25 protein-coding genes, 14 tRNA genes and 4 rRNA genes are annotated in these 26,002 nt (G+C 46.3%); 4 read left to right on the plus strand and 39 right to left on the minus strand.

Annotated elements, in window-relative coordinates; translation table 11 throughout:
- Positions 1 to 6: 6 nt before the first annotated feature.
- The 16 genes from MHH46_RS28635 to MHH46_RS28710 form a co-directional block, all read right to left on the minus strand.
- Positions 7 to 618, minus strand: coding sequence for a putative phage tail protein (locus tag MHH46_RS28635; protein ID WP_076193927.1), 612 nt, complete (start codon positions 616 to 618; stop codon positions 7 to 9).
- Between the two features lie 3 nt (positions 619 to 621).
- Positions 622 to 957, minus strand: coding sequence for a hypothetical protein (locus tag MHH46_RS28640; RefSeq protein ID WP_076193925.1), 336 nt, complete (start codon positions 955 to 957; stop codon positions 622 to 624).
- An 11-nt stretch (positions 958 to 968) separates the two neighbouring features.
- Positions 969 to 1,991: a DUF2793 domain-containing protein gene (locus tag MHH46_RS28645; RefSeq protein WP_076193923.1), complete on the minus strand. Its 1,023-nt coding sequence runs from the start codon at positions 1,989 to 1,991 to the stop codon at positions 969 to 971.
- A 1-nt stretch (position 1,992) separates the two neighbouring features.
- On the minus strand, positions 1,993 to 2,406 hold the full coding sequence (locus tag MHH46_RS28650) for a hypothetical protein (RefSeq protein ID WP_036681259.1): 414 nt from the start codon (positions 2,404 to 2,406) through the stop codon (positions 1,993 to 1,995).
- Position 2,407: 1 nt separating this feature from the next.
- Positions 2,408 to 3,466: a baseplate J/gp47 family protein gene (locus tag MHH46_RS28655; RefSeq protein ID WP_036681258.1), complete on the minus strand. Its 1,059-nt coding sequence runs from the start codon at positions 3,464 to 3,466 to the stop codon at positions 2,408 to 2,410.
- Positions 3,459 to 3,890, minus strand: coding sequence for a DUF2634 domain-containing protein (locus MHH46_RS28660; protein ID WP_076099869.1), 432 nt, complete (start codon positions 3,888 to 3,890; stop codon positions 3,459 to 3,461). The genes MHH46_RS28655 and MHH46_RS28660 overlap by 8 nt, the downstream gene beginning before the upstream one ends.
- Complete coding sequence (locus MHH46_RS28665; protein WP_076099903.1) at positions 3,887 to 4,183, minus strand: DUF2577 domain-containing protein; 297 nt, start codon at positions 4,181 to 4,183, stop codon at positions 3,887 to 3,889. Before MHH46_RS28665 ends, MHH46_RS28660 begins: the two co-directional genes overlap by 4 nt.
- A 5-nt stretch (positions 4,184 to 4,188) precedes the next feature.
- Positions 4,189 to 5,151 carry a hypothetical protein gene (locus MHH46_RS28670; protein ID WP_076193921.1) on the minus strand — a complete coding sequence of 321 codons (963 nt, stop codon included), beginning with the start codon at positions 5,149 to 5,151 and terminating at the stop codon, positions 4,189 to 4,191.
- A 9-nt stretch (positions 5,152 to 5,160) separates the two neighbouring features.
- Positions 5,161 to 5,913: a LysM peptidoglycan-binding domain-containing protein gene (locus tag MHH46_RS28675; RefSeq protein ID WP_076193919.1), complete on the minus strand. Its 753-nt coding sequence runs from the start codon at positions 5,911 to 5,913 to the stop codon at positions 5,161 to 5,163.
- 1 nt (position 5,914) lies between these two features.
- The gene (locus tag MHH46_RS28680; protein ID WP_076193917.1) at positions 5,915 to 7,960 is read right to left on the minus strand and encodes a hypothetical protein; all 2,046 of its coding nucleotides are present in this window, start codon (positions 7,958 to 7,960) and stop codon (positions 5,915 to 5,917) included.
- Between the two features lie 194 nt (positions 7,961 to 8,154).
- Positions 8,155 to 8,577, minus strand: a complete 423-nt coding sequence (locus MHH46_RS28685; protein WP_076193915.1) for a phage tail assembly chaperone — start codon at positions 8,575 to 8,577, stop codon at positions 8,155 to 8,157.
- A gap of 126 nt (positions 8,578 to 8,703) precedes the next feature.
- The gene (locus MHH46_RS28690) at positions 8,704 to 9,174 is read right to left on the minus strand and encodes a phage tail tube protein (protein WP_036681245.1); all 471 of its coding nucleotides are present in this window, start codon (positions 9,172 to 9,174) and stop codon (positions 8,704 to 8,706) included.
- Position 9,175: 1 nt separating this feature from the next.
- Positions 9,176 to 10,498 carry a phage tail sheath family protein gene (locus tag MHH46_RS28695; RefSeq protein ID WP_076193913.1) on the minus strand — a complete coding sequence of 441 codons (1,323 nt, stop codon included), beginning with the start codon at positions 10,496 to 10,498 and terminating at the stop codon, positions 9,176 to 9,178.
- A complete protein-coding gene (locus MHH46_RS28700; RefSeq protein WP_036681241.1) occupies positions 10,498 to 10,677 on the minus strand; it encodes a hypothetical protein in 180 nt (59 codons plus the stop codon). Before MHH46_RS28700 ends, MHH46_RS28695 begins: the two co-directional genes overlap by 1 nt.
- Entirely contained in the window at positions 10,674 to 11,087 is a 414-nt protein-coding gene (locus tag MHH46_RS28705) for a DUF6838 family protein (RefSeq protein WP_038573440.1), read from the minus strand. The genes MHH46_RS28700 and MHH46_RS28705 overlap by 4 nt, the downstream gene beginning before the upstream one ends.
- A gap of 531 nt (positions 11,088 to 11,618) precedes the next feature.
- Positions 11,619 to 12,116 (minus strand): ArpU family phage packaging/lysis transcriptional regulator, encoded by a 498-nt coding sequence (locus MHH46_RS28710; RefSeq protein WP_076194061.1) that lies wholly within the window; start codon positions 12,114 to 12,116, stop codon positions 11,619 to 11,621.
- Between the two features lie 289 nt (positions 12,117 to 12,405).
- Here MHH46_RS28710 and MHH46_RS28715 point away from each other — a divergent pair, with 289 nt between their 5' ends.
- Together MHH46_RS28715 and MHH46_RS28720 are read left to right on the plus strand one after the other, a co-directional pair.
- The gene (locus tag MHH46_RS28715; protein ID WP_038573442.1) at positions 12,406 to 12,837 is read left to right on the plus strand and encodes a helix-turn-helix domain-containing protein; all 432 of its coding nucleotides are present in this window, start codon (positions 12,406 to 12,408) and stop codon (positions 12,835 to 12,837) included.
- A gap of 28 nt (positions 12,838 to 12,865) precedes the next feature.
- Entirely contained in the window at positions 12,866 to 13,279 is a 414-nt protein-coding gene (locus MHH46_RS28720; RefSeq protein WP_076194059.1) for an ImmA/IrrE family metallo-endopeptidase, read from the plus strand.
- A 101-nt stretch (positions 13,280 to 13,380) separates the two neighbouring features.
- Here the strand turns inward: MHH46_RS28720 and MHH46_RS28725 are convergent.
- From MHH46_RS28725 to MHH46_RS28820, 20 genes are all read right to left on the minus strand, one after another.
- Positions 13,381 to 13,454 (minus strand) — tRNA-Pro (locus tag MHH46_RS28725).
- A 14-nt stretch (positions 13,455 to 13,468) separates the two neighbouring features.
- Positions 13,469 to 13,542: transfer RNA gene (locus tag MHH46_RS28730), tRNA-Gly, on the minus strand.
- Positions 13,543 to 13,553: 11 nt separating this feature from the next.
- Positions 13,554 to 13,627 (minus strand) — tRNA-Pro (locus tag MHH46_RS28735).
- Positions 13,628 to 13,658: 31 nt separating this feature from the next.
- Positions 13,659 to 13,735, minus strand: a tRNA-Arg gene (locus MHH46_RS28740).
- A gap of 7 nt (positions 13,736 to 13,742) precedes the next feature.
- Positions 13,743 to 13,817, minus strand: a tRNA-Gly gene (locus tag MHH46_RS28745).
- Positions 13,818 to 13,823: 6 nt separating this feature from the next.
- Positions 13,824 to 13,907: transfer RNA gene (locus tag MHH46_RS28750), tRNA-Leu, on the minus strand.
- Positions 13,908 to 13,923: 16 nt separating this feature from the next.
- A tRNA-Lys gene (locus MHH46_RS28755) sits at positions 13,924 to 13,996 on the minus strand.
- Between the two features lie 5 nt (positions 13,997 to 14,001).
- Positions 14,002 to 14,076, minus strand: a tRNA-Gln gene (locus MHH46_RS28760).
- A gap of 43 nt (positions 14,077 to 14,119) precedes the next feature.
- A tRNA-Val gene (locus MHH46_RS28765) sits at positions 14,120 to 14,195 on the minus strand.
- Between the two features lie 40 nt (positions 14,196 to 14,235).
- A tRNA-Glu gene (locus tag MHH46_RS28770) sits at positions 14,236 to 14,310 on the minus strand.
- Between the two features lie 11 nt (positions 14,311 to 14,321).
- Positions 14,322 to 14,397 (minus strand) — tRNA-Thr (locus MHH46_RS28775).
- 1 nt (position 14,398) lies between these two features.
- Positions 14,399 to 14,474 (minus strand) — tRNA-Asn (locus MHH46_RS28780).
- Between the two features lie 6 nt (positions 14,475 to 14,480).
- Positions 14,481 to 14,597, minus strand: a 5S ribosomal RNA gene (gene rrf / locus MHH46_RS28785).
- A 74-nt stretch (positions 14,598 to 14,671) separates the two neighbouring features.
- Positions 14,672 to 17,598, minus strand: a 23S ribosomal RNA gene (locus tag MHH46_RS28790).
- A gap of 139 nt (positions 17,599 to 17,737) precedes the next feature.
- Positions 17,738 to 17,813: transfer RNA gene (locus MHH46_RS28795), tRNA-Ala, on the minus strand.
- 24 nt (positions 17,814 to 17,837) lie between these two features.
- A tRNA-Ile gene (locus MHH46_RS28800) sits at positions 17,838 to 17,914 on the minus strand.
- A 46-nt stretch (positions 17,915 to 17,960) separates the two neighbouring features.
- Positions 17,961 to 18,077 (minus strand): 5S ribosomal RNA (rrf, locus tag MHH46_RS28805).
- 124 nt (positions 18,078 to 18,201) lie between these two features.
- Positions 18,202 to 19,759: ribosomal RNA gene (locus MHH46_RS28810) — 16S ribosomal RNA — on the minus strand.
- Together the 16S, 23S and 5S rRNA genes with 14 tRNA genes alongside form the textbook arrangement of a ribosomal RNA operon.
- Before the next feature lie 358 nt (positions 19,760 to 20,117).
- The gene (locus tag MHH46_RS28815) at positions 20,118 to 20,348 is read right to left on the minus strand and encodes a hypothetical protein (RefSeq protein ID WP_036680631.1); all 231 of its coding nucleotides are present in this window, start codon (positions 20,346 to 20,348) and stop codon (positions 20,118 to 20,120) included.
- Between the two features lie 253 nt (positions 20,349 to 20,601).
- On the minus strand, positions 20,602 to 21,213 hold the full coding sequence (locus MHH46_RS28820) for a stage II sporulation protein M (protein ID WP_036680630.1): 612 nt from the start codon (positions 21,211 to 21,213) through the stop codon (positions 20,602 to 20,604).
- Between the two features lie 108 nt (positions 21,214 to 21,321).
- Between MHH46_RS28820 and pdaB the strand changes: the two genes are divergently transcribed.
- Entirely contained in the window at positions 21,322 to 22,125 is an 804-nt protein-coding gene (gene pdaB / locus MHH46_RS28825; RefSeq protein ID WP_036680629.1) for a polysaccharide deacetylase family sporulation protein PdaB, read from the plus strand.
- A gap of 50 nt (positions 22,126 to 22,175) precedes the next feature.
- Here pdaB and MHH46_RS28830 read toward each other — a convergent pair whose 3' ends face one another.
- Entirely contained in the window at positions 22,176 to 22,997 is an 822-nt protein-coding gene (locus MHH46_RS28830; protein WP_052097348.1) for a PPK2 family polyphosphate kinase, read from the minus strand.
- A gap of 371 nt (positions 22,998 to 23,368) precedes the next feature.
- The gene (locus MHH46_RS28835; protein ID WP_038574906.1) at positions 23,369 to 23,959 is read right to left on the minus strand and encodes a KinB-signaling pathway activation protein; all 591 of its coding nucleotides are present in this window, start codon (positions 23,957 to 23,959) and stop codon (positions 23,369 to 23,371) included.
- Positions 23,960 to 24,090: 131 nt separating this feature from the next.
- Between MHH46_RS28835 and gerD the strand changes: the two genes are divergently transcribed.
- A complete protein-coding gene (gene gerD / locus MHH46_RS28840; RefSeq protein ID WP_036680627.1) occupies positions 24,091 to 24,777 on the plus strand; it encodes a spore germination lipoprotein GerD in 687 nt (228 codons plus the stop codon).
- Positions 24,778 to 24,836: 59 nt separating this feature from the next.
- Here the strand turns inward: gerD and MHH46_RS28845 are convergent, their stop codons facing one another.
- The gene (locus MHH46_RS28845) at positions 24,837 to 25,946 is read right to left on the minus strand and encodes an Mrp/NBP35 family ATP-binding protein (protein ID WP_076130012.1); all 1,110 of its coding nucleotides are present in this window, start codon (positions 25,944 to 25,946) and stop codon (positions 24,837 to 24,839) included.
- Positions 25,947 to 26,002 lie beyond the last annotated feature (56 nt).

Genomic DNA, 26,002 nt, shown 5'->3' on the forward strand with positions numbered 1-26,002 from the left:
ACTCTCCTATCTATAAGTTCTTAATTCGTTCCATGTTTTACTGTGAGCACTCTCCCAAGTCAAAGCCTTAACAGAGTCCCACCAGGTATAGCTGAACACAAATTCATAAGCTAAATGCGCAGGTTTAATCTCTTCGATGATTTGAATCAACCCTGCCATATTTGGAGGAATCCCCAGTGTACTCACAAAATGAATCTCAAAACGGTACTCCTCAGGCACTTCCTTTACTTCAACCACTCCACCTGAAAAAGCTGACGCCGTCCGCTGAATCATCTCCGGTGTGGTCGTCCCATTTCCACGCAGCTTTGCCTTAATCATCTCTCGGCGTGTGGCATATGACTTGGATGAATCGATATTTAGTCCAAGCTCAGCTTCCCATCGTCCAAGGCTCACCGTTGCCGTTTCAACAAAAGCCTGATCCAGTACGTCTATAGTGCCCAGCTTCAGTCCACCAATTTCTAGCCCGATGGTCTCCTGAAGCTTCTCCATTTCGCGGACATCCCTATAATAGTCCGGCAAATACTGCATTAGATCAGGCGCCTCGACTTCACCCGGATGGCTCGAATCTTTATCTGCGGAATATTGCAATTCGCTGTATAAAGAGCTGCCGTAACTCATCCTCTACACCCCCTTCAGTTGATTCCAAGTTAGGGGGCCTTTGGGCAAATAATCATGTGTATGCGCCGCCGGAGGAAATACCACTGGTTTACCTGCTACCCCCGCCCAAGCTACACTATCCGCTTGTTGTGCAAAATCCACCTTACCATTGTTATTCGTATCGTAAATGCTTTTCAGCATATCACCGGTACTCTGCGCGGCTACCAGCAAGACATTACCAGCGGCAGAACCAATGTACAGCTTGCCACTGTCTGTACAATACCCAAACTCACCAATAGCCAGCGCTCCAATGGCGCTTTCCAAGCCGCGGCGTATTTGAATCAATGTTTTTAGAGCCATTGTCCCGCCCCCTAAAATGTTCCGCCATCAATACTGGCCACGGTAAGTTTATTGCCATTCGCAGCATCATAAACGATACTGCTTCCATCCACACTTACAGCTACACCGGCTGCATCTACGGTGATCCCTTTTCCTGCCGTAACCGCAATCGCGTCTGCAGTAACCGTGATTCCATTGCCTGCACCAATATTCAGTGTCACAGCATCGGCCTGACCCCCACCAATTAGCCCGTTCCCAGCTGTAATGGTCTGTAGTGCACCACCCGTGCGTACCCATGCGCTGCCATTCCAGCTATAGATCTTTTGCTCATCATCGACGTAAGCGGTCCAGCCTACGGTAGGAACATAAAATACCCAAGCAGCAGATTGGTACTCCACGATTTGATTCGTTTTCCCCGCCCATGCCCCGGTTGCTCCCGCTGGAATAATGTATCGATCACCCTCAACCGGACTGGCAGGTGGAGCCAGTAGGTTCTGGTCTTTTACCGATGCTTGCGGTTCGATGTTATGCTTGGCCAACTCAATTTCATTTTTAATCTTCTGCGCTGACCACAAGTCTGTAATCGTAGTCCCTGTATCATTGATTGTCCGGTGCTTGGCCACATCATCAATGTGAGTCTTGATCTCAGCGGCAGTCTTTACGCTTGTGCCATCCGATACTTTATTGATATGTCCCGCACTAATATCCGCTTTAAGCACCTTCGCATAGGTTGCTCCATCAGCGATATCATCAATTGTACCTGTCAGATCGGTAAGCTTCTGCGCATTCACCCGCCGCCAAGCTGCCCCATCATCAAAATATAAATATCCGCTATTCGAACCCGTAGTCACGTAATACAAACGACCAACGGATCCTGCAACCGGACGCGAAGCTTCTGGCCCTGACAGCGCCCTGCCGACCATGGAATTGGACGTGCCGTCACCAATATAAACTTCCTTAGTATCACTGCAAAAACCAAGCTCGCCTGCCTTCAACACGCCATAACTCGTTAGCTCAGCCTTTGTACCTCGCTTTATTTGTATGGTCTGTGCCATTTTACACCTCTCTTCTAAATGATCCTCCATCAATCTGGCCCTTGTTCTTATAACGCTCTATTTCAGTCTGGACAGCAGTAAGACTCACCTGCAAACCGTTAATATCCTCTGCTTCAACCGTATCGCCGGGAGTTTCGTAAGTCACATATACCTCAGGCACATCGGCAAAAATCTTAATCAACCGCCGCCAGGGCGCCTCATCCGGAAAAGACACAGTGAAATTGCGTAGCTCGATCCCGGAATACTGTGACCCTGTGTACACCGCAATGGTCTGATTATTAATATTGTCATGCGCTAGAAGACCACTATAAACGCCATTTACAAGCGGTAATCTCTCTTCGATAACATAACTGCTACCGTTTGCTTTTTTATTAAGTTTTTCTTGAAAAATATCAATTTGCTCTGGATAACCCATGCTACACCTCCAGTAGAACGTTGCCGAACAACGGTACTTCTTCTTCGTTCAACATCACATTGCCCGCTCCACTGTTCAACTTCAGCTCTGTGTAATCCGCAACTCCTTCAGTAGCAAGCAATAATGCCCCGATGACAGACTGACTGATATAGGTTGCTGAAAAAGCCTTCTCCTTGCGATATTTCTCAAGCATCACCTGAAAGCCTTGGTTTACAGCTTGCAGTGCATAGCCAGAAGCAAGGGTTACCTTGGCGCTTATACTGATGTTTTTGCCCGCAGCCGGTGCCACGGTCACAACAGCCCCTACCGGTGCTTGTCCCTCACCCGCTCCTGAGACCGGATCAATGTATTGCTGCACCTGAGCCGCCAACAGCTCGGATGCTGGTTTTTTTTCGGCGTCCACAATAATCACCTTCACAGTTTTAGGACCTTTCCATAATGGAAAAACACGTGCGCCTCCCACACCCGGAACTTGTAGTGCCCACTCCATATAGTGATATTTATTTCCGCTAGTAGCTGGGCGTCTGGCTGAATCCAAATAACGCTGGCGTAGTGCATCATCCGTTTCAATGTCCTCCCCAGGGATCAGAAGAGAAGCTATTTCTCCGCGCGCTAGGTCTGAGATATAATCCACTGGCAGTAAAGAGCCAAAATATCGATTTCCTTCTTCTCCAGCGGTTTCACTTTCCAAGCGATACACTCCAGGAGATAACTTCTCCACAGCCGTATAATTCAGCATTTCGAGTGAGAAGCGGCTGCCGAGTGGAACATCTAACAATCCTCCATCCGCCTTATAAAAAATCCCTTTCAGCTGCGCCTTGCTAGCTTCACGCCTTACAATGCCTGACCAGGAGATACTTCGCTCTAAGTACTCCCCGGTAGCCGTATCTGCAAAATACAGATTATTATTCACATCCAGCTCAATATACATCTGTGCCAACTCAGCGGCTGCTGGAGCCAACGCGTCATAAATGATGCTGCCCTCGCGTTTATCCAATCCTGATGGAATCCGGTCCAGCATCCGCTCCAAAAGAGCCTCATACGTCTGATCCTCATACATCCTCATTCCACTCCTTTCTCAGCTGAAAATTTCCGTAACGTGTGACGACCTTGCAGTCAAAAGTTAGATTATCTCCGGTAAACGAAACAACAATATTCTCTAAGCTAAGGATTCGTTCATCCTGAAGTAGTGCCTCACTTACGATACGTCTGATTTCAGCTCTAACCAGCAGCCGATCCTTGCCAAGCACCAACCGCCACTCTGTTCCGTAATCAGAACTGTAAATCAGATGTTCAAACCGATCGGTTCGCAATATTTTAGCCGCCGCCTGTTGAACAGCTTCTAGTCCATCCGTTTGGCCTGTAATCCTTTTTCTCTCCCAATCCATCCGGTACGTAAGACTAGGACTTTCCCCACGCTCAAGGTTGACCTCCCCCTCAAGCAGGGCCGTTATCGGTCCAGCTTTTCCAATCGCAGGGATCATATCGGGCTCACCAGCCGATCCAGAACAATGTAGCTTTGTCCGCCCTGCATTCGAACCATTAATACGCGGTCCCCACTCGCTAGTCCTCGCCGAAGTATTACTTCTTTGCCCTCGATGTCGATCTTGCTTTCCATTACCGATTCAGGCAGCACTAACGCATTCCCCGATAAAATAAACCGCTGATCCACCTGGATCTGCAAAGGAGCTGCCTCCGTTACCGTTCCATAAGAAAAAGCCACGGGATTTGTACTTCCCACGGCTCCTAGACTTGCTTTTTTAATAATATCTAACATTATTTCTACACCACCTTAATATCGAGGGACATGGTATGCTCCCCTCCAGAAATCTTATGGCTGCATTGGTCCACCAGAAACAATTGAGTCTCGAATTCATCCAATAGGACATAAATGAAATTGCCTGCTCTTACGCGCATATCACCAATCGCCTGTACGGAGAGACTGAGCTTTTCACGGTTGTGCATTTTCAGTAAATTGTTTGCCTTCTCCTGAATTTGGGCAGCATTCGCTTTGTCATCAGCCTTCTGATACAAGTGCAGGATACCCCAGCGTTTCACATTGTCCTTGTCACTAACCGGATAGAAATCGCGTTTGCCCGATGCCTCGTTATCCTTGTACAGAAAAATCGTGTTGTACGTATCGTCATCAATACTTTTTTTGAGCGAATAATCGTACAGATAATGACCCGCTCCGAGCACCAGGTTAAGCAGCATAGAATCCGGTTTACGCAGCGTCAGCTTCCCAAAATCATCGTAAAAAGCCATCAACCGCCCCTTATACTGAAGCTCACTGCCGATGGCTCCCATAATGATGTCCAACAGCTTTTTGTCATCTTCAATTAAAGAAGGAATCCGGTACTCTGTCTCCTCCAGCACACCTGTCTTTAATCCGTAGTCCGTTGTTATTTTCTTGATCACATCACTAGCCGTAACATCCTGCAAAACATAACTACCATTGCCCAGCAAATAACGAATCTGATCATAGGCAGTCAGCTTAATCTCCTGATCCGAGCCCGTATCAATGCTGAACACAAATCCGTAAAATACATCCACTTTATCTTTACTGAACTGAATAATATCACCATTGCTGATCCCGAACTTGGGGAGCTGATAGATTCCGCTATCCACAAGCGTTAACTCTAGCGTTGACGGTTTACCTGACCGTGCGGTTTTCCAAGAAATATCTGAGACGATGCCAGAAATATCCCATAGATTCCCTTCTTTATTCTTCACTAGCAGTTCCATAACACCCTCCTACGGCAGCTTGATGACTTTACCGATGGGCAGCTTTTTCAGCTCACTATCCGGAATGCCATTAAGCTTCTGAATGACTTTGTACTTCGGGCCATCTCCTAGGTTTTTTTGAGCGATGCTCCATAGACTGTCTCCAGCTTTTAAGGTATAGGTAGTAGGCTTTGCTTTTTCATTGGCCCGCTTCTGCTCCGCCTTCACTTCACCTTTGACAACCTTCACAGCTACCGCCTGATAGAATACGTATTTTTTGAGAGATAACGAATATTCAATATCCCCTGACGTACCCGCACTAAGCTTCCAAGTGAAACCTTCAATGCTCATAGCCATATTCACAGCAAAATCAATTTCTAAAGATCTATCCTCACTAATTGAAGATTCCTCTAGCCATTTCTGCGGTTTGTTTAACTTCTTTTCATCCTTTTTCGTATCATCGGGATACCTCACACCGGAGAACACAAACCGAATGGGCCGACGACTCGTCATCCATTTCTTAATAAGCTCCACATATTCAAAAGGCCTTTTCAGTCCATCCTCTTGCACCAATACGAACGGATACCTTTGTGCCGGGAAAATACTTTCAATTGTGATCTCCGTAAGCTTTGGATAAGCAATCGTATTGATCTCACCCAGATCGATAATGGTATAGCTTTTTCCATCCCCACTCTCCTTGATTTCCAAGGTCTCTGGATTGACTGGCAGCCGAATTGCATCCTCCTGATTATTAAAACCCAAAAAAATCCCGTACTCTTCCACGTTACGTATACACCCCCTGCGCCGTAGAGACAAACTCCTCGTTCAGCTTTTGCCCGATCTTGTTGATAATCGTATCAATGTCTCCGGCATTGTTAATATTCCCGGTCGTCACCTGCACCGTCGGCGTAAGCTCCACAAAATTCTGGATCGCCTGAATCTCGGCCAGTTCGCGCAGCATTTTCAGATCATCACTGGAGATGTCTACGGTGTCGTTGATGGAGCCGAGCTCGTTCACACGGTTGACGGTGTTCAGATTACCCGGTACTCCTGCATTTTGAAAAGAACCTACAGCGGAAGGCGTATTTAACGCAGGAGTCGTCGTCACAGGAACTACTGGAACCTCAGGAATGGTAGGCGATTTCGGAGGTTTCGTTGATTCATCTTGATGAGTAGTATTCCATTGATTGATTGTAGTCTCGTTATTCGTGTTTCCACCAACGTTTAGGCTTTCTTTAAATTTATTAACATCAAAATCTTGCGTGAAATTCGCAGCTGTATCAAAAGTATTTTCAATGCTCATCTCCACGTTCTGTTTAAATTGACTGCTGTCAACCTGTTCAAGATGAAGATTAATCTCTGATTCTATACCAATAAATTTACCAACAGCGCCAATTACTTTATTAATACCACCTAATAAAAAATTGGCAGCATCAATGATGCCATTAATAAACCCGGTCCAAAGATCAATCACATAACCTACAAAATCTGCAACGATCTGTCCCAAAGCCCTGAACATATTGGCAAGAAAATCTCTTACTGGCTGAAGAGCTGCGACAATTCCTAGAAAAGCCACAATAAGTGCAATAACAAGTCCAATTACAAGAGCAATAGGATTAGCATTTAACACAGCGTTGTAAATCCCTTGCGCAGCGGTAGCGATCCCAGTCGCAATTGCTGACATATTAGTTGCGATTGCAGCTGCACCCATGGCAACTTTATAAGCTATAATCCCAGCAACAATTCCCAAAAGAATTGGTACTACATAAGGCAACGTACTGCTAAGAACACTCCAAAGAAACAAAGCTCCCTGTACTACTTGTGAAAAACCTTGTGCTATAATAGCCAATCCAATGGCCATCCCATCGATAATAGGCTGAAAGGTACCCTCTGAGAACGCATCGTTAAGAATGCTTAACAACGGGGAAAATGCTGCAAGAGCCCCTTGCCCCATGCCAGCTAAGGAATTGTTATAGTTTCCAAGAAGCGTCTGCCACTGATTTACGGGTGAATCCATCATGGTTTGCAGCGAAGTACTCGTCATACCTGCCGTTGTCATGATATCTCCCAAAGTACTTAAAAAAGCGCCCATGTTCCCCGTACTGGCTACTAGGTCGAGTCCACCAAGCTCCTCTTCATCTACCTGAAGCATCGATGCTAAGTCACTAGAGTCTCCATCAAATGCAGAATTAATCGCTGATGAAGTATCGCCAATATCCTTACCTTCTGGAGACATCATACTAAGCCTTGTGGAATAATCCATTAGCTTATCTAGCTGGTCCGTATTTTGTGTTTTAGGATAAAACGACAAGACACTTTCCATAGACTTGCTGACGTCCTGTCCGGTTTCTAGCGCTCTCTTCTTGAATTTATCAAACATAGCTACACCAACATCAGCATTTCCGGTTTTTGCTTTAAAAAGATCTTCCCACTTTTGCTGCTCAGCAGCGGGCACAAGCACCTTCTCCATGACACCTTTAACTTTTTCCACCATACTCTTAGCCTTTTCAAAGGCTCCAGTAAGCTTCTCCCAGGTTCCTGCTTGCTTTTCAGCTCCTCCAGCCCCTCTATCAGCCGCATCATTCAGTCTCTCCTGAGCCTGAACCGCACCTCCAATAGATGCTTGAATTCTGGTATAAGCTGCACTGTAATTATTAGTGATGTTGTACACGGGTTTATTGACTATTTTCATACTGATACGGTTTAAGGTTGCTGAGAAGGAATTTGAAATATTTGCCGAAACCTGTGTTGTAATCTGATTGGTTATATCATTGATCCATTGATTAGAGACTTGCTGTATTCCAGCTATATTATTTTGTACACCTGCCATTCTCTCACCCCCTAACTATCTCTTCCTCGCCTTACTCCGTGCCTGATCGCGCTTCTCCTTCTCCACACGAACAGCAATCATCGCATATATTGCGGCGCGTTCGCGGGAAGACAGCTTCATCAGCTCATGGGGTAAAATGTGCAGCTCATGGAGGGCGTAATAAGCAAAATTGGCTTCACTATCGCCCTCGTTGATTAGTTTTTTACTTCATCCACCAGCTCGTTCATGTCCGTGCCAAAACCATTTAAGGCCTGCACCCGCTCACCCAACGCCGCGAATTCACCTGGTAGCAGCATTTTACGCAGCAGTGTCTCAGCGCCAAGTACGCCATAAGAACGCTGCAATTCAGCATTTTTCAGATCCGGATGCACTACACTTGAGGTCATCAGCTTCGCCATATAATCGTTAGGCTCAATTTCGGAGGTATACACTCCGTTTTTACCTTTGACTTTGCGGGTTGCGGCCTTGCGGCATTCCTGATTCTCATCCTCAGTCATACTGCGCAGCTTCCAAGCTACCGCATTTCCTTCCTTATCCTTAAAACGCTGGGATACTATAAACTCCTCGGTTGTGTCACATGCTACATTTTGGGCAAAAAACAAACTTAATTCGCTCATTGTCTTCCTCCTAGAATTATTTATTTAGATACTTCTCCTGCTACTACCTGCCAATAGACAGAGAAGAGACCCGCCGCTCATTCTACGTTCGGGTCTTGCTTGCTCCAATCTATCTAGTTGTCTTAATTAAAGCCCGGAACCTGCCGGAGCACCAAAAGCTTGCACAATCTGCACATCTTCAAAGGTAAAGCTAACTTCTTCTTCTAGAGCGTCTGACTCTGTATCGAGTGAGGCCATGATGACACTATCAAGGTTCACGCCTTTTAAAATAATACGCTGTGCTCCCACGCTGGACGATGGATCTTCGTTCGTAACCTCAATATCGAAGTACTGATCAACACCCGTATTCATATAATCGAGCATCATCTGGCGGAAACGACTAGTCATATAAAAAATCGTCATCGAACCGCTGCCCGACCATCCAGTCGCTTTATGCTGAACACCCCGGCGGCCCAGTGTTTTCACCTCTGCCTTTGTTTTTTCTACTGTAGCTTCAAGAGTTTTCACATAGAACATCTCTTCGGTTTGTGTACCAATCACAGCATAAGCACGGCCCTCCTGGCCGGAAATCGTATCACTAGCTTTTAAAAATGCCATCTTAAACCACCTTCACTTTCATATATACTTTTTCTACGGAATCTACCGGTTTCACAGCCACATCCAGCACGATACTATCACTATCTGCACCAGCCACAACTACAACATCTGTCTGCGCGTTAAAGCCCTCAATCGCACCCATATCCTGCAAATCATTCATATAAGTCGCACACTGTGACCAGAAAAGAGCACGGCCATCTTCATTATTCGCGACCTTACCGATATAGTAGTTCTCAAAAATACGCTTCATATCATTTGCAATTCCATCCAGCACGCGCAGTACACGATTTTTGGAGAATGCTTTGCCTTTGTCCGGTGAAAACGCGGTAAATGTATTGATATCCTGTTCCACCACAGCCCGTCCGCCACTGTAAGTAAAGATAAGCTCTCCTTTTAGCAACGCAGCTGTAGTCTCAGAATGGCTAAGTCTTACATCAGCATCCACCGAATCATCATAACCCTGATAAGTCAGCGATTCATTAACAGCAGCTGCTGCTGTAGCACCAGCTACCCAAGCAACGGCATTGACGTTATCAATCGTAGTTCCGTCGCTCAGTACTACCCCATTATTCACGCTAATCACACCTTCATGACCTGCAGCCGCATAATCGGATAGTACAGCCTGTACCTTTTTCCCTTCTGTATCCCGAAGCCGTCTCACAAAAGAACTGTAGAGTGCCTTCAGAGCACTATCCTGCGATACTAGACCCACTGTTTGGAATTCCTGCACCTCAAGAGCAGACAGGAAGTCACTATGTGCTCCATTCGTCACGGTTCCGTTAGCCCCCCCTGTAAGCGGCATGCCTGCAATTAGCTTCAAGCCTTCTGCACCATTTTTCTGGAATTGAACATAATCGTTCGCGACCAACTCTTCAGCCGTTCCGACCGTTTGCTTGTTCAGTTCGGTTCCATTAAGCAACGTCTTTACATCAAAAAGAGCAGCATTCTCTATATTTTTCTCAATCACAATCAAAAGATCATTTCCGCGTACACCGCCATATTTAGCTGTTACCTGAAGGCCGTTATTCGTGACTGCCGCTTTAACGCCTTCATTCAATCGATAGAGCAGCAAGGTTCCCGCCCGTTTCAACGCTTCACGCACTGGCAGTAGAGTTGGATGTTCCAAATCCACTCCTAGCAGCTTATTCACATCATCCTGCGGGGTAATCTTCATGATTACTCCCGGCTCTCCCCAAGATAGGGCAAGCGCCAATGCCGTAATCCCGCGTTCTCCCATTTTGCCGATGGCACCTTGATTTGATGCTACATTTACGTACACCCCAGGGCGCACCTTATTTTGCGTTGTCCATGTTCCGCCTGCCATTAGTTCATTACCTCCTTATTTTTGAACAATCCCATAGATTGCTTTGCTTCTTCGAGCGTATAGTTCTTGCCATCCTGCAAAATAACGTTCAATATATCCTTTTCCCTCGGCGTAAAAAGTGAGGAATTCACAATCTGTTCCTTACTGAACCCATTCCCGTTACTCCCTTTAGTACTCATTTCAATCGTTCTCCTCCAATCATTTGTCCCATCTTAATGCTGTCAGGCTTGTCGTTTTGCAAATACAACATATAGTCAACTGTAAACAGCGGCCCATGCCCTTCAGTTCCAGCTTCCCAAGCTTGCCTAACTACACGAAAAGCTCCACCATCCTGCTCCATTCCTGCCATCGCCTCACTCAGCTTATCTGCCATTCTCTCAGCTTCCAGCAAATTGCCTTGCTCATAACGGATGCCAAAACGGTAGACCGCTAAATATCTGCCCTCCCGCTGCCGATCCAGTGTTGCTGAGATCAATCCGGGATGAAAATAAGCGGTTTGAGGTTTTTCTCCTTCTACATATACAGGCACATCAGGAAAATACCGTTCAAGTGTACTTGTAATGTGTTCTCGCAATTGTTGTACCGACATCACTCCATTCCTTTCTGATCTGCGACCGTTCGTCGATCCTTGATGGTGTTAACCTTCAACTGCATGAACATTAAGCAGACACCCCCTCAACTAGATTTAAGAAAAAAGGATACTATCCGAGGTTGGATAATATCCCTTCTTCATTAGGCAAATGCGAGAAGAATCTTTCACCGCTAGGTTGTTCTCATCACCCTTAGGGCGGAACTATTAGCAGAGCATTCATGCTCTTGCGGTGTTCTTTTGCTTCATTTGCCATGTTATAATCATACCCCCATATTATCCTTGCGGAGAGGGTAAACGGACGAGGTTTTGGCTAGCTTTGGGATGGTATAGAGCGTTTTTTTGGTGGTACACAATTGAAGACAAGCTAAAGAGCTTTCGACCCTCCTTTTATGGACGGCAAGCATTTGTGCGAGGATTATAAGGATAAAGTACACCCTGAAACTTATACTTTCTTATAATTCAAAAAAAGACCGCATCATCCGCTCGGACGATACAGTCTTCTTTACTAATCAAACTATTCTACTTCTATTAAGTAATACTCATTTTCTCTTTCTTTACCCTAGGCGCTGTTTTTACTAAAGTTTGCAGAGACAGTAAGCCGAGATCCGTTAACGCTAATGCCATCTTGTAAAAAGCCTTCGAGCGTATCTTCACGTAAGTGTCCTTACTTACCGGTGGATCAAACACATGATTGTAAATCGTATAATCGTACATCTCGTCTCTTCTCATATACCTTTCCCGTACCAGCTGCTGTTCTCTCGTATCGAGTCTCTCTACCACAGAGTCTATTGCGGAACAATAAGCTCTCCTTGCGGCGGGGATGTCCACATTATAAGAAGCTATCGCAGCAGTCTGATCAGTTACAGTGTTAGTAGGACCATGAAATCTTTCTGTGTATGAATAAGTTGTGCTTGCTTCCTTAGCTTCAAATGTAACGGTCTTAAAAATACGGTATTTCTCCAACATGCTCTCTATAGCGACCTGGGTTCGGCGACGGTCCAACTCTGGTAAAGTTGATATGTTCATCATTTATGCACTCCTTTTGGGTTTAACTGAATGAGATTTAATTTGCGGAATTTTCCAGCCCAATGTGATAAAATAAATCTTGTTCGTATTCTGTTCGTATTTTTTCTATAATATACCACTTCTTTACCAATCTCGTAAAACCCCGTTTTAGGCTGTTTTTATCGAAAAAGAGCGTATATCCCTCCATTATCTTGCCTTTTGGCAATAATATACGCTTTGTTGTTTACCTATTGGCAAAAATGGCTTATATTATTATCATAAGGTTACAGCCAATAAGGAGTGAGTTGAGATGAAACAGGAATTCGGGGATTATATGAAGCATCTTCGGGAAACAAAGGGACTCACCATTAATCAATTAGCAGCAGCAGCCGGAATTAGCGGTTCGCAAATTTCCCGGATTGAGAATGGATTAAGAGGGGTTCCTAAACCAACCACGTTACGCAAAATTGCTGAGGCCACTGGCGTCCCCTACGAGGAGCTAATGGATCAGGCAGGGTATTTGCAGGACCAGACTCTTTCAAGCGATGAGGCTGTCCCAGATTGGGCTACAAGCAAAGATAAAAGAGACTTTCGAAAAATGCTAGAGGATGATGGAGAACTGATGTTTGACGGGATTCCATTAGACAAAGAAGATAAACAGAGGATAAAAGATGTACTAACCGGATTGTTCTGGGAAGCCAAACAGATGAATAAGAGAAAAAAATCCAAAGACACTAAATAACTATACTAACATGCTGCAGGTGAAGAACATGGATGAACTGATCAATAGTCTGATTAAAAAATATAAAACCAACTGCCCGTTCGAGCTTGCCGCAGCACTAGGCATTCAAATTCGTTTCATGAATCTGGGGACTGGCACAAAGGGATTATATTATCGAAAACTAAGAAGAAGGTTTATCGTCATTCATAATGAGTTGCCTGTAGAATGGCAGCGCTTCGTTTGTGCGCATGAATTAGGACATGATCGGCTTCACAAGGGGATCAATCGCTTTTTTCTGGAGGAAAGCTCCTATTTCTCTCCTGAAAAGCTTGAACGTCAAGCTAATGTATTTGCTGTAAAATTATTATCTTCAGGCAGAAGCCCCGAACAAGAGGAATCATGGAGAAACTATTATCTACGGATTGGAATTCCACCGGAAGTCCGATTTTTTTTGGAGGAATAAAAGAACATATGTTCTTTGACTGTATTTATATGTATATTAAATACATAACAAAAAAAGCCCTTACCGAAGTAAGAGCTTTTGAGCAGCGATTAAGCTGAGTATCGGGATGACACGATTTGAACATGCGACCCCCTGGTCCCAAACCAGGTGCTCTACCAAGCTGAGCTACATCCCGTTACTATAAAATTATGGAGCGGGTGATGGGAATCGAACCCACGCTATCAGCTTGGAAGGCTGAAGTTCTACCATTGAACTACACCCGCAAAGGTGAAAATCGGGATGACACGATTTGAACATGCGACCCCCTGGTCCCAAACCAGGTGCTCTACCAAGCTGAGCTACATCCCGTTATAAATACTATAATTGCTTAATAATAAAATGGCGCGCCCTGAGAGATTCGAACTCCCGGCCTTTTGATTCGTAGTCAAACGCTCTATCCAGCTGAGCTAAGGGCGCAAAATTATGGAGCGGACGACGGGAATCGAACCCGCGACCCTCGCCTTGGCAAGGCGATGCTCTACCGCTGAGCCACGTCCGCAATAAGTGGTGCGCGTGAAGGGACTTGAACCCCCACGTCGTGAAACGCCAGATCCTAAGTCTGGTGCGTCTGCCATTCCGCCACACGCGCATGATAATAATAAAAGTGAGCCATGAAGGACTCGAACCTTCGACACCCTGATTAAAAGTCAGGTGCTCTACCAACTGAGCTAATGGCTCGCACTTGGCTGGGGATATAGGATTCGAACCTATGAGTGACGGAGTCAAAGTCCGTTGCCTTACCGCTTGGCTAATCCCCATTGATGGTACCTCTATGTTGCCCATAATCTCTTAGGAAGATTATGGTGGAGGCTGAGGGGATCGAACCCCCGACCCTCTGCTTGTAAGGCAGATGCTCTCCCAGCTGAGCTAAGCCTCCATATCTATGGGACCCTCTAAGGGTAAGTACAAGTAAAAGTTGGTGACCCGTATGGGATTCGAACCCATGTTACCTCCGTGAAAGGGAGGTGTCTTAACCCCTTGACCAACGGGCCTTGCAAATCTGTGGAGCTCTCAACCGGATTCGAACCGGTGACCTCTTCCTTACCATGGAAGCACTCTACCTGCTGAGCTATGAGAGCATGGCTCCCCGAACAGGACTCGAACCTGTGACAACTCGATTAACAGTCGAGTGCTCTACCAACTGAGCTATCAGGGAATATCCGCTTGGCAACGTCCTACTCTCCCAGGACCCTTCGGTCCAAGTACCATCGGCGCTGGAGGGCTTAACGGTCGTGTTCGGGATGGGTACGTGTGGAACCCCTCCGCTATCGCCACCAAACGGGCATTTACAGCGTAAATGCTCAGGCTTAATCGCCTGAAAACTGAATCCGAAACAAATCTGCATTCTACGTATAGGATAAGCCCTCGACCGATTAGTATTGGTCAGCTCCATGCATTGCTGCACTTCCACCTCCAACCTATCTACCTCGTCGTCTTCAAGGGGTCTTACTAATTGGGAAATCTCATCTTGAGGGGGGCTTCACGCTTAGATGCTTTCAGCGCTTATCCCGTCCGTACGTAGCTACCCAGCCATGCTCCTGGCGGAACAACTGGTGCACCAGCGGTACGTCCATCCCGGTCCTCTCGTACTAAGGACAGCTCCTCTCAAATTTCCTGCGCCCACGACAGATAGGGACCGAACTGTCTCACGACGTTCTGAACCCAGCTCGCGTACCGCTTTAATGGGCGAACAGCCCAACCCTTGGGACCTACTTCAGCCCCAGGATGCGATGAGCCGACATCGAGGTGCCAAACCTCCCCGTCGATGTGGACTCTTGGGGGAGATAAGCCTGTTATCCCCAGGGTAGCTTTTATCCGTTGAGCGATGGCCCTTCCATGCGGTACCACCGGATCACTAAGTCCGACTTTCGTCCCTGCTCGACTTGTAGGTCTCGCAGTCAAGCTCCCTTATGCCTTTGCACTCTGCGAATGATTTCCAACCATTCTGAGGGAACCTTGGAACGCCTCCGTTACTCTTTAGGAGGCGACCGCCCCAGTCAAACTGCCCGCCTGACACGGTCCCCGTACCCGATAAGGGTACTAGGTTAGAACCTAGATACGATCAGGGTGGTATCCCAACGGCGCCTCCACCGAAGCTTGCGCTCCGATTTCTACGGCTCCCACCTATCCTGTACAGATCGTACCCAAATTCAATATCAAGCTGCAGTAAAGCTCCATGGGGTCTTTCCGTCTTGTCGCGGGTAACCTGCATCTTCACAGGTATTAAAATTTCACCGGATCTCTCGTTGAGACAGCGCCCAAGTCGTTACGCCATTCGTGCGGGTCAGAATTTACCTGACAAGGAATTTCGCTACCTTAGGACCGTTATAGTTACGGCCGCCGTTTACTGGGGCTTCGGTTCATAGCTTCGGGTTACCCCTAACCACTCCCCTTAACCTTCCAGCACCGGGCAGGCGTCAGCCCGTATACTTCGCCTTGCGGCTTCGCACAGACCTGTGTTTTTGCTAAACAGTCGCTTGGGCCTTTTCACTGCGGCCCCCTCGTGCTATTCACACTACCGGGGCACCCCTTCTCCCGAAGTTACGGGGTCATTTTGCCGAGTTCCTTAACGAGAGTTCTTCCGCGCGCCTTAGAATTCTCTTCTCGCCTACCTGTGTCGGTTTGCGGTACGGGCACCTTCTCCTGGCTAGAGGCTTTTCTTGGCAGTGTGAGATCATGACCTTCGCTACTATAATTTTCGCTCCCCATCACAGCCCAGCCTTAATGATGTGCGGATTTGCCTACACATCAGCCTCACTGCTTAGACGGACATCCATCAGTCCGCGTCACTACCCTCCTGCGTCACCCCATCGCTCATAGCGGATTACGGTGGTACAGTAATTTCAAACTGTTGTCCTTCGACTACGCCTTTCGGCCTCGCCTTAGGTCCCGACTTACCCTGAGCGGACGAGCCTTCCTCAGGAAACCTTGGGCTTTCGGCGGATCAGATTCTCACTGATCTTTTCGTTACTCATACCGGCATTCTCACTTGTGTAGTGTCCAGCGCTCTTTTCAGTACACCTTCAACCCCTACACAACGCTCCCCTACCCCAGATACATACGTATCTAGCCATAGCTTCGGTGGTGTGTTTAGCCCCGTTACATTTTCGGCGCAGAGTCACTCGACCAGTGAGCTATTACGCACTCTTTCAATGGTGGCTGCTTCTAAGCCAACATCCTGGTTGTCTGTGCAACTCCACATCCTTTCCCACTTAACACACACTTGGGGACCTTAGCTGATGGTCTGGGCTGTTTCCCTTTTGACAATGGATCTTAGCACTCACTGTCTGACTCCCGGCAATAAGTATATGGCATTCGGAGTTTGACTGAGCTTGGTAATCCTTGCGGACCCCGCACCCAATCAGTGCTCTACCTCCACTACTCTTATACCGAGGCTAGCCCTAAAGCTATTTCGGGGAGAACCAGCTATCTCCGAGTTCGATTGGAATTTCTCCGCTACCCCCACCTCATCCCCGCACTTTTCAACGTACGTGGGTTCGGGCCTCCAGTGCGTGTTACCGCACCTTCACCCTGGACAGGGGTAGATCACACGGTTTCGGGTCTACGTCCACATACTCAATCGCCCTATTCAGACTCGCTTTCGCTGCGGCTCCACCTTCTCGGCTTAACCTTGCATGTTAAACGTAACTCGCCGGTTCATTCTACAAAAGGCACGCCATCACCCATTAATAGGGCTCTGACTTTTTGTAAGCACACGGTTTCAGGTTCTATTTCACTCCCCTTCCGGGGTGCTTTTCACCTTTCCCTCACGGTACTGTTTCACTATCGGTCGCCAGGTAGTATTTAGCCTTAGCAGATGGTCCTGCTGGATTCATACGGGGTTTCACGTGCCCCGCACTACTCGGGATCCGTCTCGGAGAGAACACAGTTTAGGTTACAGGGCTTTTACCTCTATCGCGGGCCTTTCCAGACCTCTTCACCTACCATATTCCTTTGTAACTCCATGTGAGACGTCCCACAACCCCTAAGAGCAAGCTCTTAGGTTTAGGCTGTTCCGCGTTCGCTCGCCGCTACTGACGGAATCACTATTGTTTTCTCTTCCTCAGGGTACTTAGATGTTTCAGTTCCCCTGGTCTGCCTCTACATTTCCTATGTATTCAGAAATGAGTAACTGCGAATTACCACAGCTGGGTTTCCCCATTCGGACACCCCCGGATCAAAGCTTGCTTACAGCTCCCCGAGGCAGTTTCGTTGTTCGCCACGTCCTTCGTCGGCTCCTGGCGCCTAGGCATCCTCCGTGTGCTCTTATTAGCTTAACCTTGATTCTTCCGAAGAAAAATCTCACTAATAACATTTACTTGTTTGCACAAGTTGCTAAAAGATGTTCTAAAACGCAAATTCGTTTCGGTATCCAGTTTTCAAGGATCAAGTTGAAAAAGTTATTCATTTAAAAATTTATGGTGGAGCCAAGCGGGATCGAACCGCTGACCTCCTGCTTGCAAGGCAGGCGCTCTCCCAGCTGAGCTATGGCCCCATAAAATTACTCTATAATGTTATATGGTGGGCCTTGGTGGACTCGAACCACCGACCTCACCCTTATCAGAGGTGCGCTCTAACCAACTGAGCTAAAAGCCCATATAACATATATAACATTGTGAATCAACCAATCAATTGGTTGTCCGCTTGGCAACGTCCTACTCTCCCAGGACCCTTCGGTCCAAGTACCATCGGCGCTGGAGGGCTTAACGGTCGTGTTCGGGATGGGTACGTGTGGAACCCCTCCGCTATCGCCACCAAACGCATACGAAAGAGACTTGCTCTTTCAAAACTGAACACGAGTGAGTGTTCGAACCCGAAGGTTCTATTGTGGAAGCTGAGCTTCCGATTTGAATGTCCTCATTGCAGAGAACGATTCTCCATAGAAAGGAGGTGATCCAGCCGCACCTTCCGATACGGCTACCTTGTTACGACTTCACCCCAATCATCTACCCCACCTTCGGCGGCTGGCTCCCTTGCGGGTTACCCCACCGACTTCGGGTGTTGTAAACTCTCGTGGTGTGACGGGCGGTGTGTACAAGACCCGGGAACGTATTCACCGCGGCATGCTGATCCGCGATTACTAGCAATTCCGACTTCATGCAGGCGAGTTGCAGCCTGCAATCCGAACTGAGACCGGCTTTGATGGGATTGGCTCCACCTCGCGGCTTCGCTTCCCGTTGTACCGGCCATTGTAGTACGTGTGTAGCCCAGGTCATAAGGGGCATGATGATTTGACGTCATCCCCACCTTCCTCCGGTTTGTCACCGGCAGTCACTCTAGAGTGCCCAACATTACTTGCTGGCAACTAAAGTTAAGGGTTGCGCTCGTTGCGGGACTTAACCCAACATCTCACGACACGAGCTGACGACAACCATGCACCACCTGTCTCCTCTGTCCCGAAGGCCGCTGCTATCTCTAGCAGATTCAGAGGGATGTCAAGACCTGGTAAGGTTCTTCGCGTTGCTTCGAATTAAACCACATACTCCACTGCTTGTGCGGGTCCCCGTCAATTCCTTTGAGTTTCAGTCTTGCGACCGTACTCCCCAGGCGGAGTGCTTACTGTGTTAACTTCGGCACCAAGGGTATCGAAACCCCTAACACCTAGCACTCATCGTTTACGGCGTGGACTACCAGGGTATCTAATCCTGTTTGCTCCCCACGCTTTCGCGCCTCAGCGTCAGTTACAGCCCAGAAAGTCGCCTTCGCCACTGGTGTTCCTCCACATATCTACGCATTTCACCGCTACACGTGGAATTCCACTTTCCTCTTCTGTACTCAAGCCACCCAGTTTCCAGTGCGACCTCAGGTTGAGCCCAAGGTTTAAACACCAGACTTAAATAGCCGCCTGCGCGCGCTTTACGCCCAATAATTCCGGACAACGCTTGCCCCCTACGTATTACCGCGGCTGCTGGCACGTAGTTAGCCGGGGCTTTCTTCTCAGGTACCGTCACTCCGGTAACAGTTACTCTACCGGACGTTCTTCCCTGGCAACAGAGCTTTACGATCCGAAAACCTTCATCACTCACGCGGCGTTGCTCCGTCAGGCTTTCGCCCATTGCGGAAGATTCCCTACTGCTGCCTCCCGTAGGAGTCTGGGCCGTGTCTCAGTCCCAGTGTGGCCGTTCACCCTCTCAGGTCGGCTACGCATCGTCGCCTTGGTGGGCCGTTACCCCACCAACTAGCTAATGCGCCGCAGGCCCATCCCTCAGTGACAGATTGCTCCGTCTTTCATTCTTCTCTCAGGAGAAAAAAGAAATTATCCGGTATTAGCTACCGTTTCCGGTAGTTATCCCAGTCTGAAGGGCAGGTTGCCTACGTGTTACTCACCCGTCCGCCGCTAAGTTATTTTGAAAGCAAGCTTTCAAAATAACTCCGCTCGACTTGCATGTATTAGGCACGCCGCCAGCGTTCGTCCTGAGCCAGGATCAAACTCTCCAATTAGTATTGAAAAGAGCGATATGCTCATTTTGAAACATCTGACGAGAAAATTAATTCTCTAATTTGGATTTCACTTGCGTGATTTCCCACTCACTCGTTGTTCAGTTTTCAAAGATCAACGTCTCTCATTTCGTCGTCGTTGTTTATCAGCGGCGACCTTTATAATATATCACAGTGTTAAGCTGTTTGGCAAGTCTTTTTTTTGAAAAATCTTTTTTTCAATTTTTCTTGCCTTCCGCTTCCCTTTTACACAAGCAAAAGGAGCGCGAGATATAATTTATCATGAGCACTCCTTTTTAGTCAAGCTATTTTATTAAATAATCTGAAAACTTTATAAAACTGTAGCAATTCTCGTATATCTTCAGTGTTTATACTGAGAAGAACGCCCACCCCATGCATACTTGGAAAGCTCTTTCTGAGGAGCGAAGCGAGCATACATCCGGAATACAGTCTTATATCTATTAGCGATGGCGTGCCTGATATTTTGGTCCAAGCGCTGATCACTCAAATCTAACAGCATCTCATCTAGTTCTTTTCTCAAAACATAATCCAGTTCCTTGCATTCCTTTTCGTTAAACAACATTCCCAACATATGCTTGGCCTCCTTCATGAAGTTGCAATTAACACCTTCTCTAAACCCCCAAAACCTTTTTTGCATAATCAGTAAGTACATCTCATGGAGAAAGCTGCCTTAAGATCCTCTTACACTAGATTAACCGGAGTCCTCTTTTTATAACCATAATTATTAAAAATTCCCTTTATGGTTTCGTCTAGATTATATACTCCTTACCTTTAGGCAATCCTTGGATGAACGCCCTTAATGTTATGCTCTATTCCCGGAAGTTTTATGATAAAAGTGAAAAAGTAATTGTACTTTCAATAATGGCTGCAACAAATAACAGGATTACAGTCCATATGGAAGCCGTAAGTGTTTGACGCATGAATGCAGACCAGTCTGCGCTTCTTTCCTCTTTTCTATCTGTAGATCGAAATAAACTTGAAATCACTTTCCCGCCAAAATGCAGTCCAAAGGCACAAGCGATAATGATTGCCGGAATCTCTATAATCCCGTGTGGCAGCAATCCTTTTACGATTAAATCGAACAAATCCTGCCCTTGCAGTGCGGATAAATGTATCAAGTAGCCAATTACCGCTCCGTTTATAAATAAGAATATAGCTGGCAATATGCCGAACAACGCTCCCAGGAAAATAATAACCACTCCCTTGATGGCGTTATTCAGAAATATAAATACAAAGAAGTTCCATTGCGGATTAGAGGTATCTCTTAAGTTCCCACTGATCTCACTTAGCCCTTCCAATTGCTGAACCAATAGTTTTTCCAGACTACTTGTCGCTACCCAGCCAACAACCGCTCCTATTACGAAGAGCAGACAGGATAGCAGCAAAGCCTTGCGGATCGATTTAATATCTTTAACAAACGTGAAGAACGACAACATAAATACCTCCTGAAATTGTGATCTCTGTTTCTTAGGTCATAACCGTGCGGTACGAGCATACATTTAGAACAAACAAGCATTTCGCATGGGAGAGGAGCGCTGTCATTAATGAATTCTTTTTATGTATTCAGCGGCAAAAAGATCAAAAGGTTCATCTATATCTTCGCCGCTGTGCTTCTTGCTGCTGGAGTTGTCTATGTCGAGAGGGGTAATATCACCGTTTTTTCTGAGGCTGGACCTTCTGCCATTTACAGTGTGCCAACAGAGAAGAAGCTGATTGCCCTAACCTTCGATATTAGCTGGGGGGAAAAGAGACCCGAGCCAATTTTGAAGGTACTTGAAGACAAGAAAGTGGACAAAGCCACCTTCTTCCTATCGTCACCATGGAGTAAGACTCACCCGGATATTGTAACAAGCATTAAAAACGCAGGATTCGAAATTGGCAGTCATGGCCATAAACACGTCAATTACAGCACTCTAAGTAACGAAGAGATTCGCACTCAGATCACAACGGCTCACACTGTGCTTACAGAATTAACCGGTAAAGAACCAAATTTAATTCGTATGCCTAATGGTGATTTTGACAAAAGAGTTCTGCAAGTGGCCAATGATCTTGGTTACAAAGTCATCCAGTGGGACACAGACTCTCTGGACTGGAAGAACATAGGTGTAGACAATATCGTGAAGCGTGTAACGACTAAAGCACATCCTGGTGATATCGTTCTACTACATGCCAGTGATTCCTGCAAACAAACTCACGAAGCTCTTCCGCAAATTATCGATGAGCTCCGCAGACAAGGTTATGAATTCGTTACCGTCTCTGAGCTGATCAGCCAAAGCAACGCAGAGGGTAAAGAGGTTCGTGACTCGGCCTCACTAAATAGTGCCTTAGAGGATGCTGCTGGGCTGTAACGCTCCTCCCAATCTTAGGTACCGCAATAGATGTTGGTCTTATCCAAATATTAATGACGCGGGGAAATGAGCTCCGATATGTCGGGTGTGGGGGTATTCAGCTTCGGATAGCTCAGATCCAGACTCTCCAGTGTCTTTACAACGATGGATAAGGCCAAATAGTTGCGGTACCATTGATGATTGGCTGGTATCCAGTACCAGGGTGCTTTATCAATACTAGACTCCTTAAAAACATCTACATATGCCTCTTGGTAATCATCCCAAAACTCCCGCTCCTGTAGATCACTTGCGTCGAATTTCCAGTGTTTTTTGGGATCTTCAAGCCGTTCTTTTATTTTCTTAAGCTGCTTTTCTTTTGAAATATGCAGAAAAAGCTTGATAATTGTCGTTCCCTCTTCCACCAGCATCTCCTCAAACTGCCGTATGTAACGAAAGCGGCGCTTCAAATCATCCTTTTTCAATCCCCCATGTACCCGCGGTACCAATACATCTTCATAGTGTGAGCGGTTAAATGCAGAGATGTAGCCTTTAGGGGGTGTCTTTTGATGCACTCTCCATAAGAAATCGTGAGCTTCTTCCTCCAGAGAAGGTTTCTTGAAGCTGGTCACTATAAAGCCTTGTGGATTAATCCCTGAAAAAATGTGTTTAACCGTTCCATCCTTACCGCTGGAATCCATCCCTTGCAGAATTACTAGCAGTGAATGCTTTTTCTGTGCAAAAAGAATATCTTGAAGCTCTGCCAACCGTTCCTTTAACTGCTCTGTTTTGGCTTCTGCTTCTTTTTTTGATTTAAAATTACCTGTATCGTCCGGGTCCAGCTTGTTAAGCTGGATTTCATTTGTGTCTTTTATCATATAACGCTTGATGTCCATATATTCCCCTCCTAAAAGTTTTGTAAAGCATGTGCATCATTGAAAAACTTCGTACAAAACTCACTTCGGAAGCATCTACTTAGTTTTGTGAGCGTTGCTACGCTTGTATTACTTCGTACAAAACTGCTTCGGAAGCATACGCTTAGTTTTGTGAAGCATATGCATCATTGAAAAACTTCGTACAAAACTCACTTAGGAAGCATCTACTTAGTTTTGTGAGCGGTGCTACACACAAAGAATCCGCTCTATTGTTCTTTAAGATTAACCTCCTCCAGCAGATTTTAATCGTTAGGATACATTCTAGAGCAAAAAACCCCGTCTTCTGAAGGCCAGAGCACGGGGTTCATGATTTGCTGAATTCGCCCCAGCCTTTATCCGGCTGCCGGCTTGAGAATACGGTGAAGCATCAAAATTTGGAATGCATTACAGGCGATGAGCGGAACAACAATAAACACTGTCGCACTATCAACACCTATACGGAGCACGCCGATAATTTCCACAATTGAAATAGCTGTCATAAAAAAGAGGGTTGGAATCCAAGCTGAGATGTTTGTACTTTTCACTTTGAAATAAGACACAATAATGGCAGCTAACAAAATAAAGATTCCTAATATTAGATCAGACAAGACACTTCTTTCCCCGCCAACGACGGTACGCAAAAAAATCAGTTCAAGCAATGCGAGTACAGAAAGCACCAGTTGTATGTATTTCCAAATTTTTGGCGGGAAAACACCATTGCCCATGTAATTCAAAATTAGATAAGCAAAAAAACCAAGTTGCGCATAAACACTGACAAGCATACCGTAGCCGAATAGTATCAGCGGGTATAAAAAGAAATCAGCGACACTTTTGAAATCAATTCGACCGTTCACGAATTGCAGTGCCAGACCTGCGATTACTGCTCCGCCCGCTCCTATTAGAAGGGTTGTCCAAAATAAATAAAACCATTTTTTTATACTCAGCCACTTCACCTCCCCTATGTCAGATTTATTTTACCAAGGATACCGACAAAACACCATTACATCAGCAACATAAATGTGTGTTAATGCGGCATAATACAACTGGAGAATCCTAATAAAGGAGGGCAGCGCCAATGAAATGGAGATTTATCGGATCTGTGGGTTTGGCTTTAAGCTTTGTTATGGCCTTAACGGCTTGCGGAAGTGAGCAGAGCAGTTCTTCTTCTGGTCAGGGCAGTTATAAAGAAATGAAGACCATGGTTATTGATATATTAAAAAGTGAAGATGGAAAAAAAGCAGTTGAGGAATCATTATCAAATTCCAGTTCTGGAGGCACCAGCGGAATGAGTATGAAAATGATGCCACTTCAAACAACAGAGGATATAAAAACCGCTGTTAAAGATACCCTCACTGCACCGGAATATCAAAAGGAAATCGAGAAAATTATGACTGATCCCAAGTTCGCAGGCGATTTTGCTAAAGCCATTCAATCACAAAGCAAAGAATTGCACCTGCAACTAATTAAAGATCCCACCTATCAAAAATCCGTCGAGGAAATCATGAAGTCTCCAGAAATGATGACCATGTTTCTTAATCTCACCAAAACACCTGACTACCGAAAGCAATCCATGAAGACCATCCAGGAATCTATGCAGACTCCATTATTCCGGATGGAGGTATTGAATTTACTTAAAAAGGTCGTTCAGGACGAGCTCGAACCGAAGGAACAGAAAAAGGGCGGCGAAAGCGGCGATAAACAGGAAGGCAGCGGCAGCGGTGGTGAAAGTGGCAGCGGTAGCGGCGATGATTCAAGCACATAACAAAAAAGAGGCCTTATCCCACCTAACAAAGTGGGACGGCCTCTTTTTATGCACAATAATTAGTGCTCATATTTCGCAATCAGCTTATCGGCGATATCAGCAAACAACAACGCAGTAGCTGTGTCTTCCTTGTATACGGAAGGTGAGAAATCCGGTTCAGAAATATGGTTGTCCGGTGCGCCCAATGGAACTTGTGCAAGCAGCTCCGTATGGAGTGTCTCCGCAAGCCGAGCGCCTCCGCCTCTGCCAAAAATATAATCTTTTTTACCGCAGTCTTTACACTCATAATAAGCCATGTTCTCAATGACCCCAATAATCTCATGTTCTGTCTGCAGAGCCATAGAGCCCGCTCTAGCCGCCACAAACGCTGCGGTAGCATGAGGGGTAGTAACAATAATCTCTTTGCTGTGAGGAAGCATCTGATGTACGTCAAGCGCCACATCACCTGTACCTGGAGGAAGATCAAGCAGCATATAATCAAGTTCTCCCCAGCCCACATCACCGAAGAATTGGCGCAGCATTTTGCCAAGCATAGGTCCCCGCCAAATTACCGGACTATTCTCACGGATAAAGAAGCCCATAGACATGACCTTCACTCCGAAACGTTCCACAGGAATAATGATTCCCTCTTCTACAACGGGTCCCTCTTCGATTCCCATCATATCAGGGATGCTAAACCCATAAATGTCCGCATCAATCAATCCAACCTTTTTACCTTTTCTAGCCAAAGCTACTGCCAAATTCACAGTAACCGTAGACTTTCCAACACCGCCTTTACCACTGGCAATGGCGATAAAGTTAACACCAGAGTTCTCATTGATTAATTCATGATCGTCAAGGCCTGCTGCATGTCCCTTAAGTTTCCCCGGTTCATCAACCAACGGCTCTTCCCCGGCACTCTCTCCTCGAAGCAGAGCACGTTCATAATCGGTTGCATCACGCAGCCGGATATGCACATTAGTGACTCCACCCGCTTCAAGCAACTCACGAACCCGTTGTTCTAGATCCATGCGACTTTGCTCTTCAGGATCCAGACACACGATTGATAAAGATATACGATCTTCTTTAATCATAATGTCACGGATTAGCTGTAGTTCCACAAGGCTTTTTCCGGTTTCCGGGTCTGTTATTGACTGCAGTATTTCCTGGATATGTTCCCTAGTCAGCATGGAAAGCACCTCTGTTTCCTTTCCGGAGGAGAAATCTTCCGGAGTTTTTGTCTATT

This window comes from Paenibacillus sp. FSL H8-0175, assembly GCF_045040615.1.
Lineage (GTDB): Bacteria > Bacillota > Bacilli > Paenibacillales > Paenibacillaceae > Paenibacillus_AQ > Paenibacillus_AQ odorifer.

Coding starts and splice junctions, on each gene's coding strand:
- MHH46_RS28655 (WP_036681258.1), bottom strand. CDS start 3,466: ATGTATGAGGATCAGACGTATGAGGCTCTTTTGGAGCGGATGCTGGAC.
- pdaB (WP_036680629.1), top strand. CDS start 21,322: ATGAATTCTTTTTATGTATTCAGCGGCAAAAAGATCAAAAGGTTCATC.
- MHH46_RS28660 (WP_076099869.1), bottom strand. CDS start 3,890: ATGATCCCTGCGATTGGAAAAGCTGGACCGATAACGGCCCTGCTTGAG.
- gerD (WP_036680627.1), top strand. CDS start 24,091: ATGAAATGGAGATTTATCGGATCTGTGGGTTTGGCTTTAAGCTTTGTT.
- MHH46_RS28710 (WP_076194061.1), bottom strand. CDS start 12,116: ATGAACATATCAACTTTACCAGAGTTGGACCGTCGCCGAACCCAGGTC.
- MHH46_RS28670 (WP_076193921.1), bottom strand. CDS start 5,151: ATGGAACTGCTAGTGAAGAATAAAGAAGGGAATCTATGGGATATTTCT.
- MHH46_RS28830 (WP_052097348.1), bottom strand. CDS start 22,997: ATGGACATCAAGCGTTATATGATAAAAGACACAAATGAAATCCAGCTT.
- MHH46_RS28705 (WP_038573440.1), bottom strand. CDS start 11,087: ATGTCGGTACAACAATTGCGAGAACACATTACAAGTACACTTGAACGG.
- MHH46_RS28645 (WP_076193923.1), bottom strand. CDS start 1,991: ATGGCACAGACCATACAAATAAAGCGAGGTACAAAGGCTGAGCTAACG.
- MHH46_RS28650 (WP_036681259.1), bottom strand. CDS start 2,406: ATGGGTTATCCAGAGCAAATTGATATTTTTCAAGAAAAACTTAATAAA.
- MHH46_RS28695 (WP_076193913.1), bottom strand. CDS start 10,498: ATGGCAGGCGGAACATGGACAACGCAAAATAAGGTGCGCCCTGGGGTG.
- MHH46_RS28690 (WP_036681245.1), bottom strand. CDS start 9,174: ATGGCATTTTTAAAAGCTAGTGATACGATTTCCGGCCAGGAGGGCCGT.
- MHH46_RS28685 (WP_076193915.1), bottom strand. CDS start 8,577: ATGAGCGAATTAAGTTTGTTTTTTGCCCAAAATGTAGCATGTGACACA.
- MHH46_RS28820 (WP_036680630.1), bottom strand. CDS start 21,213: ATGTTGTCGTTCTTCACGTTTGTTAAAGATATTAAATCGATCCGCAAG.
- MHH46_RS28700 (WP_036681241.1), bottom strand. CDS start 10,677: ATGAGTACTAAAGGGAGTAACGGGAATGGGTTCAGTAAGGAACAGATT.
- MHH46_RS28635 (WP_076193927.1), bottom strand. CDS start 618: ATGAGTTACGGCAGCTCTTTATACAGCGAATTGCAATATTCCGCAGAT.
- MHH46_RS28715 (WP_038573442.1), top strand. CDS start 12,406: ATGAAACAGGAATTCGGGGATTATATGAAGCATCTTCGGGAAACAAAG.
- MHH46_RS28665 (WP_076099903.1), bottom strand. CDS start 4,183: ATGTTAGATATTATTAAAAAAGCAAGTCTAGGAGCCGTGGGAAGTACA.
- MHH46_RS28680 (WP_076193917.1), bottom strand. CDS start 7,960: ATGGCAGGTGTACAAAATAATATAGCTGGAATACAGCAAGTCTCTAAT.
- MHH46_RS28720 (WP_076194059.1), top strand. CDS start 12,866: ATGGATGAACTGATCAATAGTCTGATTAAAAAATATAAAACCAACTGC.
- MHH46_RS28815 (WP_036680631.1), bottom strand. CDS start 20,348: ATGTTGGGAATGTTGTTTAACGAAAAGGAATGCAAGGAACTGGATTAT.
- MHH46_RS28845 (WP_076130012.1), bottom strand. CDS start 25,946: ATGCTGACTAGGGAACATATCCAGGAAATACTGCAGTCAATAACAGAC.
- MHH46_RS28640 (WP_076193925.1), bottom strand. CDS start 957: ATGGCTCTAAAAACATTGATTCAAATACGCCGCGGCTTGGAAAGCGCC.